The organism is Streptomyces marokkonensis (assembly GCF_039539045.1).
Taxonomy (GTDB): Bacteria; Actinomycetota; Actinomycetes; order Streptomycetales; family Streptomycetaceae; genus Streptomyces; species Streptomyces marokkonensis.
Map to the genome: position 1 here is coordinate 38,733 of NZ_BAABCQ010000035.1, position 14,329 is coordinate 53,061.

The 14,329-nt window shown below is 73.2% G+C and carries 12 protein-coding genes; 7 read left to right on the forward strand and 5 right to left on the reverse strand.

Translation table 11 applies throughout. From position 1 onward, the window contains the following. Nucleotides 1-28 precede the first annotated feature (28 nt). On the forward strand, nucleotides 29-1,492 hold the full coding sequence (locus ABEA26_RS11815) for a PAS domain-containing protein (RefSeq protein WP_345591741.1): 1,464 nt from the start codon (nucleotides 29-31) through the stop codon (nucleotides 1,490-1,492). Nucleotides 1,493-1,509: 17 nt separating this feature from the next. Here ABEA26_RS11815 and ABEA26_RS11820 read toward each other — a convergent pair whose 3' ends face one another. Further along, the gene (locus ABEA26_RS11820) at nucleotides 1,510-2,265 is read right to left on the reverse strand and encodes an SIS domain-containing protein (protein WP_345591743.1); all 756 of its coding nucleotides are present in this window, start codon (nucleotides 2,263-2,265) and stop codon (nucleotides 1,510-1,512) included. 211 nt (nucleotides 2,266-2,476) lie between these two features. Here ABEA26_RS11820 and ABEA26_RS11825 point away from each other — a divergent pair, with 211 nt between their 5' ends. Then, complete coding sequence (locus tag ABEA26_RS11825; protein WP_345591745.1) at nucleotides 2,477-3,169, forward strand: iron-dependent transcriptional repressor DtxR; 693 nt, start codon at nucleotides 2,477-2,479, stop codon at nucleotides 3,167-3,169. Between the two features lie 629 nt (nucleotides 3,170-3,798). Continuing rightward, complete coding sequence (locus ABEA26_RS11830) at nucleotides 3,799-4,746, forward strand: alpha/beta fold hydrolase (RefSeq protein WP_345591747.1); 948 nt, start codon at nucleotides 3,799-3,801, stop codon at nucleotides 4,744-4,746. Between the two features lie 43 nt (nucleotides 4,747-4,789). Here the strand turns inward: ABEA26_RS11830 and ABEA26_RS11835 are convergent, their stop codons facing one another. Continuing rightward, nucleotides 4,790-5,443: a bifunctional DNA primase/polymerase gene (locus tag ABEA26_RS11835; protein ID WP_345591748.1), complete on the reverse strand. Its 654-nt coding sequence runs from the start codon at nucleotides 5,441-5,443 to the stop codon at nucleotides 4,790-4,792. Between the two features lie 363 nt (nucleotides 5,444-5,806). Between ABEA26_RS11835 and ABEA26_RS11840 the strand changes: the two genes are divergently transcribed. Both ABEA26_RS11840 and ABEA26_RS11845 read left to right on the forward strand, forming a co-directional pair. Next, nucleotides 5,807-7,192 carry an NsdA family TPR-like regulatory protein gene (locus tag ABEA26_RS11840; protein ID WP_345591750.1) on the forward strand — a complete coding sequence of 462 codons (1,386 nt, stop codon included), beginning with the start codon at nucleotides 5,807-5,809 and terminating at the stop codon, nucleotides 7,190-7,192. 201 nt (nucleotides 7,193-7,393) lie between these two features. After that, nucleotides 7,394-9,199, forward strand: coding sequence for a hypothetical protein (locus ABEA26_RS11845; protein WP_345591752.1), 1,806 nt, complete (start codon nucleotides 7,394-7,396; stop codon nucleotides 9,197-9,199). Nucleotides 9,200-9,240: 41 nt separating this feature from the next. On the opposite strand, the gene ABEA26_RS11850 is transcribed toward ABEA26_RS11845, so the two are convergent. After that, nucleotides 9,241-10,563 (reverse strand): ABC transporter substrate-binding protein, encoded by a 1,323-nt coding sequence (locus tag ABEA26_RS11850; protein ID WP_345591753.1) that lies wholly within the window; start codon nucleotides 10,561-10,563, stop codon nucleotides 9,241-9,243. 117 nt (nucleotides 10,564-10,680) lie between these two features. Here ABEA26_RS11850 and ABEA26_RS11855 point away from each other — a divergent pair, with 117 nt between their 5' ends. Both ABEA26_RS11855 and purU read left to right on the forward strand, forming a co-directional pair. Continuing rightward, nucleotides 10,681-11,181: an SCO4402 family protein gene (locus ABEA26_RS11855; protein WP_345591754.1), complete on the forward strand. Its 501-nt coding sequence runs from the start codon at nucleotides 10,681-10,683 to the stop codon at nucleotides 11,179-11,181. 46 nt (nucleotides 11,182-11,227) lie between these two features. Beyond that, nucleotides 11,228-12,121, forward strand: coding sequence for a formyltetrahydrofolate deformylase (gene purU / locus ABEA26_RS11860; RefSeq protein WP_345591755.1), 894 nt, complete (start codon nucleotides 11,228-11,230; stop codon nucleotides 12,119-12,121). 139 nt (nucleotides 12,122-12,260) lie between these two features. On the opposite strand, the gene ABEA26_RS11865 is transcribed toward purU, so the two are convergent. After that, on the reverse strand, nucleotides 12,261-13,499 hold the full coding sequence (locus ABEA26_RS11865; protein WP_345591761.1) for a maleylpyruvate isomerase N-terminal domain-containing protein: 1,239 nt from the start codon (nucleotides 13,497-13,499) through the stop codon (nucleotides 12,261-12,263). 44 nt (nucleotides 13,500-13,543) lie between these two features. Next, nucleotides 13,544-14,134 (reverse strand): sigma-70 family RNA polymerase sigma factor, encoded by a 591-nt coding sequence (locus ABEA26_RS11870; protein ID WP_345591756.1) that lies wholly within the window; start codon nucleotides 14,132-14,134, stop codon nucleotides 13,544-13,546. Nucleotides 14,135-14,329 lie beyond the last annotated feature (195 nt).

The window sequence follows — 14,329 nt, forward strand, 5'->3', positions numbered from 1 at the left end:
GGTGTGTGCTGCATCACGTTCGAGTTGAATGAAGGCCAGTGAGCGAACCGGCGTACCGTACGGCGGACGCAGCCTGCAGGGGGTCCAGGTGAGTGCTTCCCGGCGTAGTGGGACCACCGACGAGCTGGGGCCGGACGAGCCGGAACAGCCCGAGCGGGACGGCGCGGACCTGTTGGCCGCGCTCCTCGACGGTATGGACGCCGCCCTGTGTGCGTTCGACGGGGACGGTGTCGTCACGCACTGGAACCGCGAGGCGGAGCGGATCCTGGGCTGGAGCGCGGCCGAGGCCGTGGGGCGGCAGGGTTTCGCCGGATGGGCCGTGCGCCGGGCGGACGCCGGGGAGGTCGAGGAGCGGCTGCTGTCCGCGATGCGGGCCCCGGGGCGGCAGGTGCACGAGTTCGCGCTGCTGACCAAGGGCGGCGGGCGGGTGCTGGTGCGCACCCAGTCCGCGGCCGTGCGCGGCCCCGACGGCAGACCCGCGGGCGTGTACTGCGCGTTCAGCGAGGTGCACGCGCAGATCGACCTGGAGCGGTCCATCGCGCTGAGCGAGGCGCTGCTGGAGGACGCGAGCTGGGGCGTCGTACTCGTGGACGCGGATCTGCGGCCCGCCGTGGTGAACGCCCACGCGGCGCGTGCGCTGGGTGCCGGGCGTACGTCCGTACTGGGCCGGCCGCTCGGTGATCTGCTCGCCCAGGGCGTCGAGGAGCTGGAGAACGCGCTGACGCACGTCCTGGCGGAGGGCACGCCGCCCGCGCCCGCCGAGGTGTGGGTGAGTGTGCGGGGCCCGGAGGGTGAGCGGCGCCGGTGCTGGCGCAGCGGGTTCGTGCGGCTGGCGTCGCCGCTCGCGGAGGAGCCGGTGCCGTTGGGCGTCGGCTGGCTCTTCCAGGACATCACGGAGTCGAAGCAGAGCGAGCAGGAGGCGGCGCTGCTGCGGTTCCGGGCCAACCAGCTGCACCGGGCGGCGCGTGCCGCGGCCGAGTGCGAGGACCCGGCGGAGGCGGCCGTCGTCCACCTGGACTTCGCGCTCGCCGGGTTCGCCGACCACGCCCTGATCGACCGGGTCGTGGGCGGGGCGGCGGCGGACACCGACGCGGCGGAGCCGGTCCGGCTGGTCCGGGTCGCGGCCACGCCGTCCGGCGGGCCGGGGCCGAGCCTGCCGGCCGGGACGGCCGGGATGCCGGTGCGCTACGGCGACGCGCATCCGGCGGTGCAGTGCGTGGAGCGGGTGGGCTCGGTGCGGGCCGGCGCCGGTGTCCGGGCGCTGTCGGCCGAGCAGGTGCGTGACTGGGCCGCCGCCCGGCAGTGGCCGGCGGACACGGTGCATGGCCTGTGCGCGGTACTGCGCAGCCGGGGCCGGACGCTGGGCGTCGTGACGTTCCTGCGGGGCTCGGGGCGCAGCGCGTTCGAGCGGTCCGACGCGATGTACGCGGAGGACGTGGCGGCCCACATCGCGGCGGCGCTGGATCTGGCCGCCGCGGTGGGGAAGCGGTAGTGCGGTCCCGGGGCCGCTCAGCGCCGGTAGAAGATCCGGTCCCCGTACTGCTCCATCACGCGCCCGTTCCAGTCGTGGCCGCCGTCCACGTTGCCCGAGCGCAGCAGCGGCGGTTCGATGCCGCGTTCGGCGAGGGTCGCGGCCGCCGTGGCCATCACGGCCTGGAGGAGGGCGCTGGTGACGACCGTGGAGGCGGGCGCGAAGGGCGCCGGGACGGTGTCGAGCGTGAGCTCCGCGTCCCCGACGTCGATCTTGGAGTCCAGCACGATGTCGCAGTGGTCCTTGAGGAAGGTGCCGGAGGCGTGCCGCGACTTGGTCTCGGTGGCGTACGCCACCGAGGTCACGCCGATGACCCGCACTCCGAGGGCGCGCGCGTTCAGGGCCATCTCCACGGGCAGGGCGTTGCGCCCGGAGAGGGAGATGATCACCAGGGTGTCGCCCTCGCGGAGCGGCGAGGAGTCCAGTACGGCGCTCGCGAGGCCGTCGACGCGCTCCAGTGCGGAGCCGAGCGTGGCCGGCATCACGTCGACGCCGACGACGCCGGGCACGGCGAGCAGGTTCATCAGGGCGAGTCCGCCCGCGCGGTAGACGACGTCCTGGGCGGCGAGGGAGGAGTGTCCGGCGCCGAAGGCGAACAGCCGGCCGCCGTCCCGTACCGTGTCGGCGATCAGCGTGCCGGCCGCCTCGATGGTGTGGGCCTCCTCGTCGCGGACGCGTCGCAGGAGGTCGATCGCCGCGTCGATGAACTGGCCGGCCGGCTTGCGGTCGCTCATGCGGGACCCCTTCGGTGTGGCGGCTGTGGCTGCGTCGCGGATCACGGTGCGGTCTGGACCAGTGCGGTGTCAATACGGCCTCGCGGGCCGCGCCGGCCCGGGTCCGGGCGGCGAGGCACGGTTGTCGGTGGTATGCGTCAGAATTGAATGCAGGGCCAGCGCACGCGCCGGTGGGCCGTCGGCCTTCCGGCAATCTCATCAAGGGGCACGAATGTCCGGACTGATCGACACCACGGAGATGTATCTCCGCACCATCCTCGAGCTGGAGGAGGAAGGTGTGGTCCCGATGCGCGCCCGGATCGCCGAGCGGCTCGACCAGAGCGGCCCGACGGTCAGCCAGACGGTGGCGCGGATGGAGCGCGACGGTCTGGTGTCCGTGGCGGCCGACCGGCATCTGGAGCTGACCGAGGAGGGTCGTCGGCTGGCCACCCGCGTGATGCGCAAGCACCGGCTCGCGGAGTGCCTGCTCGTCGACGTGATCGGGCTGGAGTGGGAGCAGGTGCACGCCGAGGCGTGCCGCTGGGAGCACGTGATGAGCGAGGCCGTCGAGCGTCGCGTGCTGGAGCTGCTGCGGCACCCGACCGAGTCGCCGTACGGCAATCCGATCCCGGGCCTGGAGGAACTGGGCGAGACGGACAGTGCGGATCCGTTCCTGGACGAGGGCATGGTGTCGCTCGCCGACCTGGACCCGGGCCCGGAGGGCAAGACCGTCGTCGTGCGCCGTATCGGCGAGCCCATCCAGACGGACGCGCAGCTGATGTACTCGCTGCGCCGGGCGGGTGTGCAGCCCGGCTCGGTGGTGAGCGTGACGGAGTCGGCGGGCGGTGTGCTGGTGGGCAGCGGCGGCGAGGCTGCCGAGCTGGAGTCGGACGTCGCCTCCCACGTGTTCGTCGCCAAGCGCTGAGCGGTCGTCGAGTAGGCCTTCACCCGACGCCTCTCCGAGGGGATGTCGCGCCACCGCGCCGATCCCGTCGATTCCGGGATTCACCGAGCCGAACAGCAGCGCCCGGACGCTTCGCGTGCAAGGCTGTGCCGTGAGGCATATGACGTAAGGGGCTCTTGGCCGTGGCCTGACAGCGATGTCGCCCGGTCGGAGAGGGGGAGGGACGTGCCCGAGAGATCGAGAGGGCCCCGGCGCCGTGTGGCGCCGGGGCCTGTCCTCCCCTGTACTGACCCGGAGCCCCGAGCTCCCAGGGTCAATCCCCTCGGACCGTTTTCCCCGAGCGGTCCGCCTCCCGATGAAGATCTCCCCTCGCCGGAGGCGATCAATCCTGGCGGGGTGTCACTCGATTGAGGGGTGTTGCCCGGCGGGACGGCGTTTTCGAATAGTCATTCGATAGTCTGCGGACGCCGAACGGCCGTGGACACGGTGGCCGGCCGCGACGACAGGCCAGGCAAGGCAGTGCCCGCACGGCATGCGGGCACGGAAGGCATGCGGGCACGGCAGGCACGGCAGGCAGGACACGGTTCACAGGACCGGCCGGTCCGGGAGGGACGGACGGTCCGAGCGAAGCTTGGGGGGTGCCAGGACCTATGGCGCGGCGTATCGACGTGACCGGCGCGGGCGGGGTACGCCTCGCCGCCTGGGAGTTCGGCGACCCTCCCAAGAGCAGCCGGACGCACGAGACGGCCCCGGACGCCACGGCCCCGGACGCCACGGCTCCGGGGCAAGCGACCGCGGGGGATGCGGCCCCCTCGTACGGGACTGGTGACCTGCCGGGCGTGCTGTTATTGCACGGCCTGATGGGCCGCGCCTCGCACTGGGCCCCCACGGCCCGCTGGCTCTCCGCCCGGCACCGGGCCGTCGCCCTCGACCAGCGCGGGCACGGCCGCAGCGACAAGCCTCCGCGGGCGGACTGCACCCGTGAGGCCTACGTCGAAGACGTCGAGTCCGCACTGGAGCAGCTCGACCTCGGCCCGGCCGTCCTGATCGGCCACGCCATGGGCGCGCTGACCGCCTGGCAGCTCGCCGCCAAACGCCCCGACCTGGTGCGCGGCCTGATCATCTGTGACATGCGGGCCTCCGCGCTCGGCGGCGCCACGCAGCACACCTGGGCCGAGTGGTTCCGTGCCTGGCCGGTCCCCTTCGCCACCCTCGCCGACGTCCGCAAGTGGTTCGGTGAGGACGATCCGTGGGTGGAGCGCCCGAACCCGGCCCGGGGAGAGTTCTACGCCGAGGTGATGGCCGAGTCCCCGGACGGTTGGCGGCCGGTCTTCGAGCCGGCGCAGATGCTCAGGTCCCGCGAGACCTGGGTCCACGACGCCCATTGGGAGGACCTGGCACAGGTGCGCTGCCCCACCCTGGTCGTCCGCGGCCTCGACGGCGAGCTGGGCCGGGCCGAGGCGCAGGAGATGGTCCGCGTGCTGCCGCGCGGCCAGTACGCAGAGGTCGCCGACGCCGGCCACCTCGTCCACTACGACCAGCCGGAGGCGTGGCGGGCGGCCATCGAGCCCTTCCTGGACAGCCTCCGCGAAGGCTGACCCCACCGCGACGGACCGCGCTCGCGCACCGGCCGAGTGCCGTCTAGCGATCCCGACCGCAGGCATAGGCCAACGCCGAGATCAACTCCTCCACGTCCGGCAGCCACCGGTTCGCCGCCGTGGGCCGGCACGCCCACTGCACCGCCCCCCGTGTCCCGTACCGGGTGGGCGGCGCGGCCACGTACGTGCCCTCCCCCAGCGCGGTCAGGTCGAGGGACAACGGCGACCATCCCAACCGCCGCACGAGATCCGGCACCTTCACCGTGGCCCCCGGCAGGACGAAGAACCGCATCCGCCGGTCCGGCGTCAGCGTCACCGGCCCGAGCGTCAGCCCCATCCGCTCCATCCGGGCCAGCGCCAGGAACCCCGCGGTCTCGGGCACGTCGATCGCGTCGAACGTCCGACCCGTGGGCAGCAGGATCGACGCCGTCGGCTGCTTCTGCCACATCCGGCGGGCGACGGTCGCGCTGCCCGTCGCCCGCGTCGCCCAGTCGTCGAGCGCCGGGTGCGCGCCCGGGGCGGCGCACGCCGGGTCCGCGCAGGAACATCGCTGCACCCCGTCGGCGGCTTCCAGCCAGGTACCGGGAAACACGTCCCAGTGGCGCTCCTCGGCATAGCGTACGGCGGTCTCCAGCAGCGATGCGCCGCGCTGCTGGGGGATCTGTGCGGCTTCGGTGCCGGGGATGGTCTCTTCCACGTGGAACTCAACTCCCGTGGTCACCGGGGGTTACGGGGGGTTGCGCGCGCGGGGAGGAGCATCGATTCCCCACCCGGGGCGCATGGGTGCATGGGCGGGGGCGCGCAGGAGGATTCGCCTCGGGAGCTGGGTAGCACGTCTGGGGCCGACATCGGCCCCGCCCCGGCAGCCTTCGCAAGCTTCGTAAGTCCTGCAAGCTCCGTAAGTCTCGCAAGCCACGCAAGTCTCGCAAGGTCCGTAAGTCTCGCAAGGTCCGTAAGTCTCGCATTGTCGGCACATCGACGGGGCATTGATCTTCACAGTCGGATCTTCCCGTCCGCCGGGACCGCATCGAACCGCATGAGACCGCATGGGGGTTACGCCATGGCCGCAAGGCCTCTCGTCGCGCGGCAGCCGAACGAACGACTGCAGGCGCTCATTCAGGAAGCGGGCTGCTCGAACGCGGGCCTCGCCCGCCGGGTCAACATGTGCGGGGTCGAGCACGGTCTCGACCTTCGGTACGACAAGACGTCCGTCGCCCGCTGGCTGCGCGGACAGCAACCGCGCGGCCGGGCACCGGCGATCATCGCCGAGGCGCTGGGACGCAAGCTCGGCCGCACGGTCACGATCGACGAGATCGGCATGTCCAACGGCAAGAACCTCGCGTCGGGCGTCGGCCTCCAGTTCTCGCCGACGGTATTGGGAGCCATCGAGCAGGTCTGCGAGCTGTGGCGCAGCGACGTGGGGCGCCGGGACTTCCTGTCCGGCTCCTCCGTCGCCGCGTCCGCGCTCGTCGAACCGAGCCGCGACTGGCTGATTTCCGCCCCCGACTCGCAGGTGTCGCGCTCGGCCGGGCCGCGGGTGGGCCGGTCCGACGTGGCGGCGGTGCGGGCGATGACGCAGGCGCTGGTCGACCTCGACCACCAGCACGGCAGCGGGCACGTGCGCCCGGTGGTCGTGCACTACCTGAACAGCGTCGTCTCCGGGCTGCTCGCGGGCTCCTACCGGGAGGCGGTCGGGCGGGAGTTGTTCGCCACAGTGGCCCGACTGACGGAACTGGCCGGGTACATGGCTGTCGACACCGGGCAACCGGGGCTGGCCCAGCGGTACTACATCCAGTCGCTGCGGCTCGCGCAGGCGGCAGGGGACCGCGGCTACGGCGGATACGTCCTCGCCGCGTCCATGAGCCACCTGGCCGCGCAGCTCGGAAACCCCCGCGAGATCGCGCAGTTGGCGCGTGCGGCGCAGGAGGGGGCGCGCGGACGGGTGACGCCGCGCGCGGAGGCGATGTTCCACGCGGCCGAGGCCCGCGGCCACGCGCTGCTCGGCGACGTACGGGCGGCCCACACGGCGGCCGGGCGGGCGGTCGGCGCGATGGAGACGGCCGATCCGGCGGCAGGGGACGACCCGGTGTGGATCGCACACTTCGACGAGGCCTACCTGGCCGACGAGTTGGCGCACTGCCACCGGGACCTCGGGCAGGCCGACGCGGCGGCGCGGTACGCGCGGCAGTCCCTGGACGGGCATCCGGAGAAACGGGCGCGCAGGCGGGCCATCGGCCATGTGCTGCTGGCCACCGCCCAGGTGCAGCAGCGCGAGGTCGAACAGGCCTGCAACACCGCGACGAAGGCCGTGGAACTCCTCGAAACGCTGCGCTCGAACCGGGGCGCCGAGTACCTGGAGGACTTCCAGGCGAGGCTGGAACCGTACGGGCAGGAGGCGGTGGTGAGGGAGTTCGGGGCGCGGCTCGAGCTGCAGGCCGCCGCGTGAACGAAGGGGCCGCGGTTGCTCGAACGCGCGGTGAACTCCGGCGTGGTGAGCGGAAAAGGGCATCAACAGCGTGCCGCGGCCCGGTTTTGTTACTGCGGTCACAGGGAAGGAGTTGACGTCCGGTGCTGCGTGGCAGTGGGCTCCGGGGACCCGGTAGCGTGAGCCGACGATTCCGAAGGTCCCCCATTCGTAGGAGTCCCGGTGACGCAGAGTGGACAGGGCGAGGAGCCCTCGGCGCGGCAAGCGCACGAAGGCATCGTGCTGCCCTCGGACGGTGGCGAGCCCTTGCTGCCGGGCCCGGCAGGCGGACCCGTCGGCCCGCAGTCCGGCCGGCCCGTGCCGGCCTCGGCGCCGCCCGGTGGCCAGGCCTGGGACCAGCCGTGGGGCCCGGGGCAGCAGCAGAGCCCGTCCCCTGACCAGGGCTGGTCCACGCAACCCGAAGCCCAGCCCTGGGGCTCCCCGGAGACCGCCCAGCCGCCCGCCGCGCCCCCTCAGCACGCCTGGCCCGCGCAGAGCGGCCCGGCTCAGGCCCCCGGCGCCCTGCCGCCGCAGGCCGGCCCGGGCCCGCTGCCGCCGGAGGGCGCGCAGGCCCCGACGTACGGCGGACAGGCCGGTGGCCGGACATACGGCGGACCGGCCGGGGGTCAGACGTACGACGCACCGGCCGGGGGTCAGACGTACGGGTCGCAGCCGTCGTACGGGCAGCAGCAGGGGGAGCACGCGCAGCGGGGCGGGTTCGAGCTGCAGGGCGGGTACGGGCAGCAGGGCGGGCACGGACAGTACCGGCCGCACGGCCAGGTGTCCGAGTCCCAGCCGTCCGCGGCTCTGCCGCCCGTCGGTGAGGGCGCCACCCAGTACCTGCCGCCGGTCGGGATACCCGCGGACGAGGGTGTGACGCAGTACATACCTCCCGTGGGTCCGGGCGCGCTGCCTCCTGAGAGACCCGCCCAGGCACACGCCGAGTCGACACAGTTCCTCGGCCGGGCTCCGCAGTACCCCGCCCAGTCCGCAGCCGGTCACCAGGCCGCTCCCGCCGCCCCCGCCCCCAACCCCGACGCCGAGGCCACGCAGTTCATCGCGCCCGTGCCCGGTGGCCCCGCCCCGGTCCCGTACGGTGCCGCGCCCGGCGGTGACGAGGGGCGGCAGCCGCCCGCCGAGTTCGACAACCTCTTCCGCGGCGCGCCGGGCGCCGACGGTCCGGCCTCGGCCACCCAGCAGATGCCCCGTTTCGACGAGTCGCAGCCCCCGCCCCCCGGCGCCCCCTCCCGGTACGCCCCGCAGGACCCCGGCGGCGGTGGCGGCGGTCGACGGCGCGGGCACGACAGCGGTGGCGGCCAGGGTGGCCGCGGCGGTGGTCGGACCGGTTCGCGTCTGCCGCTCCTCGCGGCCGTGGGCGTCGGCATAGCCGTCGTCGGTGTCGGCGCGGGCGCGATGATGGCCGGCGGCGGTGGCGAGGAGGACAAGGCCGGCAACCAGACGGTGTCCGCCACGACTCAGGCCTCCGAGTCCGCGTCGCCCCCGCCCTCGCCCTCGCCCTCGCCGTCCGTCGACCCGGTCCGGCAGCAGGCCGTGGAGCTGGACAAGCTGCTGGCCCACAGCGGCACCGGACGGGCCACGGTGATGAACGCCGTGGCCGACGTGAAGTCCTGCAAGAAGCTGCCGGAGGCTGCCAAGGACCTGCGTGAGGCCGCCAAGCAGCGCACCGGGCTGGTCACCAGCCTCTCCCAGCTGTCCGTGGACAAGCTGCCCCAGCACACGGAGCTGACCGCCGCCCTCACCAAGGCGTGGCAGGCCTCGGCGTCGGCCGACAACCACTACGCGGCCTGGGCCGACCAGGCGGCCGGCAAGAAGGGCTGCAAGAAGGGGAAGGCACGCGGCACCAGCGAGACCCAGGCCGGCAACAAGGCGAGTGGCACGGCGAGCAAGGAGAAGGCCGTGGCAGCCAAGCTCTGGAACGCCATCGCCAAGCAGTACGGTCTGACGGTACGCCAGCCGACCCAGCTGTGATCCGGCCTGCGGGCGGTCCCCTGTCGGGGCCGGGGGGTCGCTCAGGACAGGTCGGTGTTCCGCAGGGTGCGCGTGGTGTCCAGGGCGTCGGCGCCCTCGCGGGCCGAGACCAGGCGGCCCTGTCGTACGACCTGCAGGGTGACCTCGGTGTTGACCAGGCGCGGGAAGCCGACCGAGGCCAGCTTGCCCTGGAACTTCCACTGGAGCGGCGGCGTGAGCCCGCCCGTGCCGACCTTCAGTCCGTCGTCGAGGGCGCGGGTGACGGTGTGGGCGCTGACCTCGCCGTCGCCGAGCGTCTCGACGATCTCCTTGAGAACGGTGTAGGCGATCCAGGTGGTCTGCACCCCGGCGTCCGCCGCGTCGACGCTGTTGTCGCCGAACGCCTCCTTCTTGATCACCTTCTTCATCCCGTTCCAGGCCGGGTCGCTCGCCGCCGGGTACCAGCCGGTGACGTACGCCCCCTCGTAGGGCCCGGACGCGCCGCCGGTCGCGTTGATCGTGGTCTGGTCGACGCTGCCGAGCACCGTCGCGGTCCGCACGTCGGGGTAGTCCTCGCGGGCGCGCCGGAAGGAGTCCATGAAGGTGCCGGTGCGGTCCCCGAGGACGGGCACCACGCACCCCGGCGCCGCCGGGTCGGTGGTCGTCCGCTCCAGCGCCTGCTCGGACTGGCCGTCGTACTCGGTGGCGTCCTCCGCCGCGCGCTGGTCGTGCGCCCGCTCGTGCCCGCCCGAGGCCAGTCCCGAGTCGAGCAGCACCGGCAGCTGGTCACCCGCGATGGTGTCGGGGCGGATCAGTGTGACGGGCCCGCAGGCGTCGGCGAGGGTGCTGCCGAGGCCGGCCAGCAGCGCGGGCTGACCGCCGTTGACCGGGTAGGACAGCGGGCTGGTGAACTCCGTGTTGGTGATGCCGTAGCCGCCGATGTACGGGATGCCGGCGCCCTCCAGCACGGGGAGGAAGGAGTCGGCGTGCTGGCTGTAGGAGCCGACGACGGCGACCACGTCCTCCTGGACCGCGCGGCGGGCGCACTTCGCGGCGGCCACGCTGTCGTTGTGGTCGTTGCAGGTCAGGACGTTGAGTTCGCGACCGCCGAGGCCGCCCTGGGTGTTGATCCAGCGGGCGTAGGCCTGCGCGAAGGCGGGCATTCCGGGTCTGTTGGTCGCGGCCGTGTCCTGCGGTGCCCAGGTCATGACGGTGATCGGGTCGTCCCCGGAGCCCCCCGTGGTCCCGGGGACGACCCCGCAGCCGGCGGCGAGCGACGCGCACACCACCAGCGCCCCCGTCGACAGCGCGCCGGTGCGGGGGGCCCGTGAGCGGCCGCGGAGGCCGCGGAGGAAGCTGCTGCGGGTGGGTCGCCTGCCGGTCATGTACCCGCACGATTCCGTCACGCGGCTAACCTGGAAGTGACCTGCGGTCAACGCGTGGTGACACGGAGGTGAATTGCGGGGGCCGGTGATGCGCGAGTGGAGGGGAACGTACGATCGATGACCGTGCAGGATTCGGAGAACTCTTCTCGTCGCGGCCGTCGCTCCTCCACCATGGGCGGTATGCCACTCAACGACATGCCGTGGTGGCGCTGGCGCAGTCAGGTGCGCTCCGCGCTGCACATGCTCTCCGCTCCCGCCTTCCAGCAGGACGTCTGGCTGGCCGGCGTGGACGGCTACGGCGACGTGACCGACGCGGTCTACCGGCTGGTGGAGGACACCTGGCTGGACCACTGGTCCGCCGAGAAATACGTGGGCACGGTCTTCCGCGACGCCCAGGAGGCGGCGCTCGTCGACGGTGCCGTGCTGCGCGTACTGCGGATCATGCACCAGGTGGGACCCGACGCGCCGGTGCACGCGTACCTGAACCACCCGGACTGGCCGGAGGCGGTCCAGGCGGCGCGGGAGGCGCATGTGCGGCTGGCCACCGGTGACGGGGACGACCCGGAGGCGGAGCCGCGCACGCTCGAGGTGCTGCGGGTGCTGACCCGGTCCGCCTGACGGGACGCCCGCCGGGAGCGCGTAGGGATATGGGACCCTGTCCTGCATGAACGAGCAGTCCTCCGCGGCCGTCCCCCGGGCCGCCGCCCCGGCCGACCAGTACGTCCTCACCCTGTCCTGCCCCGACAAGCAGGGCATCGTGCACGCCGTGTCGAGCTACCTGTTCATGACCGGCTGCAACATCGAGGACAGCCAGCAGTTCGGCGACCACGACACGGGACTGTTCTTCATGCGCGTCCACTTCTCGGGCGACGCTCCGGTGACGGTGGACAAGCTGCGAGCCAGTTTCGCCGCGATCGGTGACGCCTTCCACATGGACTGGCAGATCAACCGGGCCGACGAGAAGATGCGCATCGTGCTCATGGTGAGCAAGTTCGGGCACTGCCTGAACGACCTGCTCTTCCGGGCCCGGATCGGTGCGCTGCCGGTGGAGATCGCGGCCGTGGTGTCCAACCACACGGACTTCGCCGAGCTGGTGGGGTCGTACGGCATCCCCTTCCACCACATCCCGGTGACGAGGGACACCAAGGCCCAGGCCGAGGCGCGGGTGCTGGAGATCGTGCGCGAGGAGGACGTCGAGCTCGTCGTGCTGGCCCGCTACATGCAGGTCCTCTCGGACGACCTGTGCAAGCAGCTCAGCGGCCGGATCATCAACATCCACCACTCCTTCCTGCCGAGTTTCAAGGGCGCGAAGCCGTACCACCAGGCGCACGCGCGCGGTGTGAAGCTGATCGGCGCGACCGCCCACTACGTGACGGCCGACCTCGACGAGGGGCCGATCATCGAGCAGGAGGTCGAGCGGGTCGGCCACGACGTCACCCCGGACCAGCTGGTCGCCGTGGGGCGGGACGTGGAGTGCCAGGCGCTGGCGCGGGCCGTGAAGTGGCACGCCGAGCGGAGGATCCTGCTGAACGGGCGGCGGACGGTCGTCTTCGCCTAGCGGCTCGGGCTTCCCGGCCCTGGTCCCGGCCCCTGGTCCCGGCCCCTGGTCCCCGGCCTTCGGTCCTGGTCCCCGGCCTTCGGTTTCTCGTTTACGGGTGGCTGCGGGCCGCACGCGAACCCGCAACCCGACCCTCCGTCTACATCCGGCTCAGGCTCGCCGCCGCGAACAGCACGTCCCGGATCGCCTCCCGGTCACCCGCCTGACCGGCCGCCGCCTCCGCCGGAGGCACATGTCCTGCGGCCAGCCGGCAGAACTCCACGCCGTCCAGGGCGACATGGGCCACCTCGTGCTCGGCGGAGCCCACCGCGCCCGGGGAGTCGAGCGGGATGAGCCACTCGCCGCCGCCCGAACCCTCGATCTCCAGCCGCAGGCTGCGCCCCGGCTCGCCCGCCGTGACCAGGTGCGGGCGGGTGCCGGGCGTGGCCGGACCAACCCGGCGGCGGGCCGCCAGGATGCCCGGCAGCATCCGGGCGGCAAGGTCGATCATGCTGTTCAGATGGCGCGCGGAGGGCGGCTGGTAGGGGTAGTGCACCGCGTCGGCGATGTCCTCCGCGTGCACCCAGCACTCGAACGCCCGGTCCAGCATCGCGTCGTGCAGCGGTAGTTCGAAGTCGCCGTACGAGACCGGCATCCGGCCCGCGTCGCCGGTGAAGGACACTGTCCGGACGATGCTGTGGCTCTGCTCGCGCCAGGGCGCCCGCACCGCGCGGGTGGGCGGGTAGTGCGAGGCCCGCCAGTACGCCTCGGTACGGCTCGCGGGCGCCGGGGCGGGCGCGGTGATGTCGCCCAGCGGGTCGGCGAGGCCCAGGGCGACCGCGACGAGTCCGTCGACCGTCAGCAGGTGCGCGATGACCCCGGCGACGGTGGTACGGCGGCTGGCGGCGTCGTCGGCCTCGAACCAGCGCAGCCGCACCGGCGCGTGCCACTCGGCGTCGCCGATGTCCTGCAGCAGTGCGTCCAGCCGCGCGGCCTCGGCGTCGTACGGCCTGGCCCACTCGGGTACCGGGATGCGCGGCGGGCGCCGCTCCAGACAGCCGTCCAGGACGCGGGTGCGCAGGGCGGGGTCCAGGTCGAGGCTCTCGGGTCGCTGGAGGAGCCCGACGGCCTCCCGCAGCCGCAGCGCCTCGTCGGCGCAGGCGTCGCACTCGCCGAGGTGCTCCTCCACGGCCGCGGCCTCCTGGGCCGAGCAGGCGGCGAGCGCCCAGGCCCCGAGCAGCGACGTCAGCACCTGGTGCTCCCACGCGACGGCCCCGCCCGGCGCCACGTCGGGCAGGGGTCGCCCACCGTCCCCGACGGACGCACGAGGGATCGGTATGCGCGGCGCGCGCCCGGACCCATCGGCTCCGCCGGGTCCACCGGCCCCGGCGGAGCCGATGGGGCCGTTACGGTGCGGTGGCCCGTCCTCGTCGTGCGCCCCCTTCACGCCGCACCCCCGTATCCCGGCGGGGCCCCGGGCGTGTCCCGGGAGGTGGCTTCGCGGGCGGTGGACAGGAGCTGGAGGCCCAGGCGGAGGCGGCGGCGGGCCTCGTCCTCCGTGACGCCGAGGTCGGCGGCGGTCTGTCGGTAGTCGCGGCGCTGGAAGTAGGCCAGCTCCAGGGCGGCGCGCAGCGGGACCGGCATGGACTGGACGATGTAGTCGGCGCGGGCGGCGACCGAGGCGTGGCGCACCTTGCTCTCCAGCTCCTCCGTGGTGCCGGGACCGCCGCGGGCGAGGGCGGCCGTCTCGGTGGCGCGCAGCCGCTGCACGGCCAGGCGGTGGGTCAGCGTGGCCACCCACGTACGCAGCGGGCCCTGTCGGGGATCGTAGGCGTCCGGGTGCTCCCAGACGTGTGCGAAGACGTCACGCGTGATGCGGTCGGCGGCCCGCTCGTCATCGAGCACACGGTGCGCGAGGCCGTGCACGAGCGAGGCGAACCGGTCGTAGAGCTCCCCCAGGGCGGCGGCCTCGCCCCGCGCGAGCCGCTGCTGCATCTTGCGGTCCCAGCGCAGTGGCACTTCTCTCTTCGCCATGCGGCCCTTCACCTCCTGTCCGGTGCTCTGATCGTTTTCCGATCATTTCGTGTTCGTGCCGCGTCCGGGCCGGTCTCCGGCGTGCGGCCACCGTGTCCCTGAATGTAGTCGGCACGTCCGACACCGCACGCCCCTTTGTGCCAATGCGCGCCCTGGAGGGCCCGTAGGTGGTAAACGCCCCCGATCCGCTTCCCC

What these genes read in the sequence shown, in the direction of transcription:
- ABEA26_RS11825 (WP_345591745.1), top strand. Translation starts at nt 2,477, where the DNA reads ATGTCCGGACTGATCGACACCACGGAGATGTATCTCCGCACCATCCTC.
- ABEA26_RS11830 (WP_345591747.1), top strand. Translation starts at nt 3,799, where the DNA reads ATGGCGCGGCGTATCGACGTGACCGGCGCGGGCGGGGTACGCCTCGCC.
- ABEA26_RS11815 (WP_345591741.1), top strand. Translation starts at nt 29, where the DNA reads ATGAAGGCCAGTGAGCGAACCGGCGTACCGTACGGCGGACGCAGCCTG.
- ABEA26_RS11850 (WP_345591753.1), bottom strand. Translation starts at nt 10,563, where the DNA reads ATGACCGGCAGGCGACCCACCCGCAGCAGCTTCCTCCGCGGCCTCCGC.
- ABEA26_RS11840 (WP_345591750.1), top strand. Translation starts at nt 5,807, where the DNA reads ATGGCCGCAAGGCCTCTCGTCGCGCGGCAGCCGAACGAACGACTGCAG.
- purU (WP_345591755.1), top strand. Translation starts at nt 11,228, where the DNA reads ATGAACGAGCAGTCCTCCGCGGCCGTCCCCCGGGCCGCCGCCCCGGCC.
- ABEA26_RS11855 (WP_345591754.1), top strand. Translation starts at nt 10,681, where the DNA reads ATGACCGTGCAGGATTCGGAGAACTCTTCTCGTCGCGGCCGTCGCTCC.
- ABEA26_RS11820 (WP_345591743.1), bottom strand. Translation starts at nt 2,265, where the DNA reads ATGAGCGACCGCAAGCCGGCCGGCCAGTTCATCGACGCGGCGATCGAC.
- ABEA26_RS11870 (WP_345591756.1), bottom strand. Translation starts at nt 14,134, where the DNA reads ATGGCGAAGAGAGAAGTGCCACTGCGCTGGGACCGCAAGATGCAGCAG.